Annotated in this window: 5 protein-coding genes; 1 reads left to right on the top strand and 4 read right to left on the bottom strand. The window is 69.1% G+C overall.

Translation table 11 applies throughout. The annotated features are described in order from the left end of the window. From P409_RS39250 to P409_RS26120, 4 genes are all read right to left on the bottom strand, one after another. On the bottom strand, positions 1-200 hold a 200-nt coding region (locus P409_RS39250), incomplete at its 3' end, for an FAD-dependent oxidoreductase (RefSeq protein WP_034845320.1). Position 201: 1 nt separating this feature from the next. After that, positions 202-954, bottom strand: a complete 753-nt coding sequence (locus tag P409_RS26130) for a GntR family transcriptional regulator (RefSeq protein ID WP_052121407.1) — start codon at positions 952-954, stop codon at positions 202-204. A gap of 720 nt (positions 955-1674) precedes the next feature. Continuing rightward, complete coding sequence (locus tag P409_RS26125; RefSeq protein ID WP_034845325.1) at positions 1675-2049, bottom strand: type II toxin-antitoxin system HicB family antitoxin; 375 nt, start codon at positions 2047-2049, stop codon at positions 1675-1677. 339 nt (positions 2050-2388) lie between these two features. Next, positions 2389-3099, bottom strand: a complete 711-nt coding sequence (locus P409_RS26120; protein ID WP_052121406.1) for a TetR/AcrR family transcriptional regulator — start codon at positions 3097-3099, stop codon at positions 2389-2391. 129 nt (positions 3100-3228) lie between these two features. Here P409_RS26120 and P409_RS26115 point away from each other — a divergent pair. Next, positions 3229-5178: glycoside hydrolase family 3 protein (locus tag P409_RS26115; protein ID WP_052121405.1), on the top strand; the 1950-nt coding region annotated here is incomplete at its 3' end.

The following is a 5178-nucleotide window of genomic DNA, read 5'->3' as shown; positions in this document are numbered from 1 at the left end:
CAGCGCGGCACCGATCGCAGCACGCCGGGCCGGGCCAGCGGCGTGATCTCCGGAAAGGCCAGCATCCCGGCATTGCCGGCGGAGGCGTGGCGGTCCTCCGGCCGGCGCTCATAGACCGTAACCTCATGCCCGTCGGCCGCCAGCCAAGCCGCTATGGCGCAGCCGATCACGCCGCCGCCGATGATGGCGATGCCCGCCATCTCAGGCCGGCAGCGCGGGCCGGGCCGGCTCGGCCGCGGCGCCCAGGGTGACGTCGCCGCCCACGCCGCTGGCCAGGAAGCCCTGGATCTGCCGCACCACCTGGCCGGCATGGGCGCGGCCCAGGCTGTCGGCGCGGTCGGCGTCGCGGTCGATGATGGCCTGGATGATCGCCTCGTGCTCGGCCACGAACTCGGCCGGCAGGTGGTCGTCGAAGCTGGCGTAGTAGATCCGGTTCAGCCGTCGGCCCTCGTCCAGCAGGCGCCCGAACAGCTCGGTGTAGTAGCGGTTGCGGCCGGCGCGGGCGATCGCCAGGTGGAAGTCGCGGTTGGCGTCGGCCATGCCGATCGCGTCGGCCGCCGCCACGGCCCGGCCGAAGGCGGCCTGGTGGATGCGGATCTCCTCCAGGTCCTTCGTCGTGCGGCGCAGGGCGGCCAGCCGGGTGGTGACCCGGTGCATCAGGGTCAGCGCGTCGAAATGGGCGGGCAGGGCGGAGAAGTCGATGGGGGCAACGATGGTGTTGCGGTTCGGCAGAGTCTCGACCAGCCCTTCGCCGGCCAGCCGCACCAGCGCCTCGCGGATCGGGGTGCGCGACAGGCCGAAGCGCTCGGCGATGCGAGTCTCATCGAGGGCCGAACCAGGCGCCAGCACCAGGTCGAGGATGTCGTGCTTCAGCGCCTCATAGACCTTGGCGACGCCGCCGCCGCGGGCTCGGGTCTCGCCGCCCTCCGCCTGTTCCTTCGCTGCTCGCGCCAAGGGCGTGCCCTTCCCTACCTCTCGATCCGGGGTGGATGATAAGCGGCAGGATGCAGTTTGTCGACAGCATGATCGGTTCGTGCGTCAGTGGCAGGATGACCGCTTGGCTTTGGAATTTACCGATTGCGGGCAATCTCGCCGAGCGATCGGTTGTGGATTCAGAGATCCACCGTGTCGTCTGGAGCCTGTCCCTCCATAGCCAAGAAATGCGCCCAACTGGCACGCCCTTGATCGGTCATATACAGTCTGGACGGATCTTGAGCACCGAAAGCGAGCAGACCGAGACGCAGCAATGGGCGTATCGTCGCCTCGGCGATGACACGATCATGCAGGCCTTTCTCCTAGTTGATTTGCCATCCTGGGGTTCCACGTGGCGTCGTGGCTGGAGTCAGGCACCCGACACCGCGGTCCATCTGGCTTCCCAACACGAACAGGCAGATACTCCAGAAAGCGGCCCGAGGCCTCGGTGGGATCAGGCCCCATGCAACAACACCGGGAGGCAGGGTCGACTCCTTGGCGGGAGCAGATCCGGGCACCTCGCTTATCGTGGTGACGAACCCCTCACGATAGGCACGTTCCAGCGCGCGTGCGATAGCACCGCCGGTGTCGACCGCACGGCCATATTTCCGATGACTCCGATCCTCCATGCAATCTCACGCGCGATCTCTCGGAACCGAGCATTTCGATAGACATCGGCCTTCGGCTTGGGCGCGCTTCCGGTCACTTCCTGGAATCCCCTTCGGTCCCGATTCGCCGGCCGAGCCCCTCTGCGAGGAGGGAGGTCACGAGCATGTTCAGTGAGACGCCCTCGCGCTCGGCCCGTCGGGCCAGCGCGGCGTGAAGCGACTTCGGCACCCGCTGGCGCCACTGGCCGCCATAGACCTCTCCCTTCGCCGGCACTGGGCGGCCTAGCTCTTCGAGCGTCCGCAGATAGGAAGCCAGCGCATCCCGGCCTTCGTGGATCGCGACCTCGGGTGTTTCCCCATCAGCGATGCAGCCGGGGAAGTCCGGAAACTCGATCAGATAGCCGCCGCCTTCTTCCGTCGTGAGGGGACGGATCTCGAAGCGGGGAAGGGTTTCAAGTTCAGTTGCCATGTTCTGTACCAATCGCGTCGATCAGGCCCAGGAAGCGCGTCACGTAGACCGGCTTGATCGGCTTGTGTGCGGGGACCGTTAGAGGCTCCATACCCGGGAAGCTGAATGTCACGTGGCTCGTTCACAAGCGGGCAAGGTCTCTCACTATCAGGCCTTCCGGGCGATACGTCAGCCTTCGGAGACCATGACAAAGAAAAAGGGCGGCGGAAGAACCACCGCCCCGGAAGTCTGGGTTGCGCGCCGGGCTTGGGACGGGACCGGCAGGCAACCTGGGAGGCTGTCGGGACTGCCCGATCGCCAGTCGATATATTTCATCGAATATAGCGTAAGGTCAAATCCTCAGTCGTCTCCGGTTGCCCTGGCCCGGATGCCCGCCTCAAGCCGCCCCAGATAGGCCTCGAAGCCGGCGGCCATATCGACACCGTCCGGGTCGCGCAGCCACTGGATCTGCAGCCCGTCCATCATCGCGATCAGCTCATAGGCCAGAAGCTGCGGGTCGAGGTCCGGCCGCAGCTCCCCGGCGTCGATGCCGGCCTGGAACGCGGCACGCATGAAGGCCAGCAGATAGGCCGAGCGTCGGCGGAAGAAGGCCTGGGCCGGATGATTCTCGATCAGGCTCTCGCCGTTCAGGATGGCGAAGACCTGGACCAGGTTCCGCTTGCCGGCGTTGTGGCGAACCACCCGGCGGGCGTCGTCCAGCACCCGCCGCCAGGTCAGCCCGTCCGGCGACAGCAGCCTTCCGGTCCCTGGGTCACGCCCTTCCGTTTCCTCGGCGGCCAGCAGCCGGCCGGTCTCGTGGTCGCGCTCCTCCATCGCCGCCAGCAGGAGCGACATCTTGCTGGGGAAATGGTGCAGCAGCCCGGGCAGGGTCAGGCCCGCCTTCTCGGCGATCGAGGCGATCGCGGTGCCGGCATAGCCGCCCTGGGCGAACATCTCCATGGCGGCGTCCAGGATCTGCTGGCGGCGGCGCTGCCCCTTGGGCGATCGCCGGGTCTTCGGACCGTCGGAAGAGGCGGCCGGGCCGTCGGCCGCAGGGGTCTTCGAGCGCATTCTGCTCTCTAGCACGGCCGCGCCGACTCGCGCAGCGCCGCCCGCATCATCCTGCTTGGAAAACTTACCGAGTGATTGGTAGGTTTAAGCAAACGGGTTGCGCCACGACACCCACAGAGGGGAGCGAAGATGCCCTTGTCACGAACCTGGCCCGCCGTCGCCGCGATCGGCCTCGGCGGATGGCTGGCGGCCGGCCCGGCGCTCGCCGACACCGCGCCCGGCCTGGAGTCGCGGTCGGCGCCGATCCTGTCGCAGCGCGGCTTCCAGTACCGGGACCTGAACCGCAACGGCCGGCTGGACCCGTATGAGGACCGCCGCCTGCCGGCCGCGCTGCGGGCGCAGGACCTGGTCCGGCGCATGACGCTGGAGGAGAAGGCCGGCGCCATGATCCACGCCACCGCGGCCTCGACCGCCAGCGGCGACGGCTGGACCGAGGAGTCGCTGCAGGCGCTGGTTGGAGGCAACCACGTCGCCGCCCTGATCAGCCGCCTGTCCGGCAGCGCCGAGGCCCAGGCGCGGGCCGCCAACCGGGCGCAGGAGATCGCCGAATCGACCCGGCTGGGCATTCCGGTGCTGATCAGCTCGGACCCGCGCAACCACTTCCAGTATGTCGCCGGCGCCAGCGTCGAGAACACGGCCTTCTCCCAATGGCCCGAGACCACCGGCCTGGCCGCGATCGGCGATGCCGGGCTGGTGCGCCGCTTCGGCGACATCGCCCGGCAGGAATACCGGGCGATCGGACTGCAGGAGACGCTGTCGCCGCAGGCCGATCTGTCGACCGAGCCGCGCTGGCCGCGCATCAACGGCACCTTCGGCGAGGATCCGCAGCTGGCCCGCCGCATGGTCGACGCCTATGTCAGCGGCTTCCAGAACGGCGGGCGCGGGCTGAACCCCGGCAGCGTCGTCACCGTGGTCAAGCACTGGGTCGGCTATGGCGCCCAGGTCGACGGGTTCGACGCGCACAACTATTACGGCCAGAACCTGACCTTCCCGGCCGGTCGATTCAACGACCACATCGTGCCCTTCCTCGGCGCCTTCGCCGCGAACGCGGCCGGGATCATGCCGACCTATGCCGTGCCGCCGCAGGGCCTGACCCTGTTCGGCCGGCAGCTGGAGCGGGTGGGCGCCGGCTTCAGCAGGCAGCTGCTGACCGACCTGCTGCGCCGCCGCTTCGGCTTCGATGGCGTGATCCTCAGCGACTGGGCCATCACCGCGGACTGCGATGTTCATTGCCGCGACGGCTGGCCGGACGGGCAGACGCCGGGCTTCGTCGGCTTCGGCACCTCCTGGGGCGTGCAGGACCTGACGGTGCAGCAGCGCTTCGTCAAGGCGATCGACGCCGGCATCGACCAGTTCGGCGGCAGCGGCGACGACCCGGCGCCGATCGTGGCGGCGGTGCGCGCCGGGCAGCTGAGCGAGCGGCGGTTGGACCAGTCGGTGGCCCGCATCCTGCTGCAGAAGTTCCAGCTCGGCCTGTTCGAGAACCCCTATGTCGACGCGGCGGCGGCCGGCCGCATCGCCGGCAATGACCGCTTCAAGGCCGAAGGGCGCGCCGCGCAGCAGGCCTCGCTGGTGCTGCTGGAGAACCGTCCCGCGGCCCGAGGGCCGCTGGTGGCCGCGGCGGATGGCAGCGCCTGGCGGCCGGGGCCGAACCGCCGGCCGATCCTGCCGCTGAGCCCCACGATGCGGCGGGTCTGGCTGCATGGCGTCGATGCCGCGGCGGCGCGGGCGCACGGCTTCACCGTGGTCGCAGATCCGCGCCAGGCCGACTTCGCCCTGGTGCGGGCGGCGACGCCGTTCGAGACGCTGCATCCCAATTACACCTTCGGCAGCCGGCAGCATGAGGGGCGGCTGGATTTCCGCGACGGCGACGCCGATTACGAGGCGATCAAAGCGGCGGCCGCGGCGGCGGTGCCGACCATCGTCACGGTCTATCTCGACCGGCCGGCGATCCTGGCCAATGTGCGCGACCGGTCGACGGCGCTGATCGGCAATTTCGGCATCACCGACGACGCGCTGCTCGACGTGCTGCAGGGCAAGGCCCGGCCGCGCGGCCGGCTGCCCTTCGAGCTGCCCTCG

Source organism: Inquilinus limosus MP06, assembly GCF_000767795.1.
Classification (GTDB): domain Bacteria; phylum Pseudomonadota; class Alphaproteobacteria; order DSM-16000; family Inquilinaceae; genus Inquilinus; species Inquilinus limosus_E.
The sequence above is the reverse complement of the archived record's forward strand: the minus strand, read 5'-3'. Positions and strand labels throughout refer to the sequence as shown.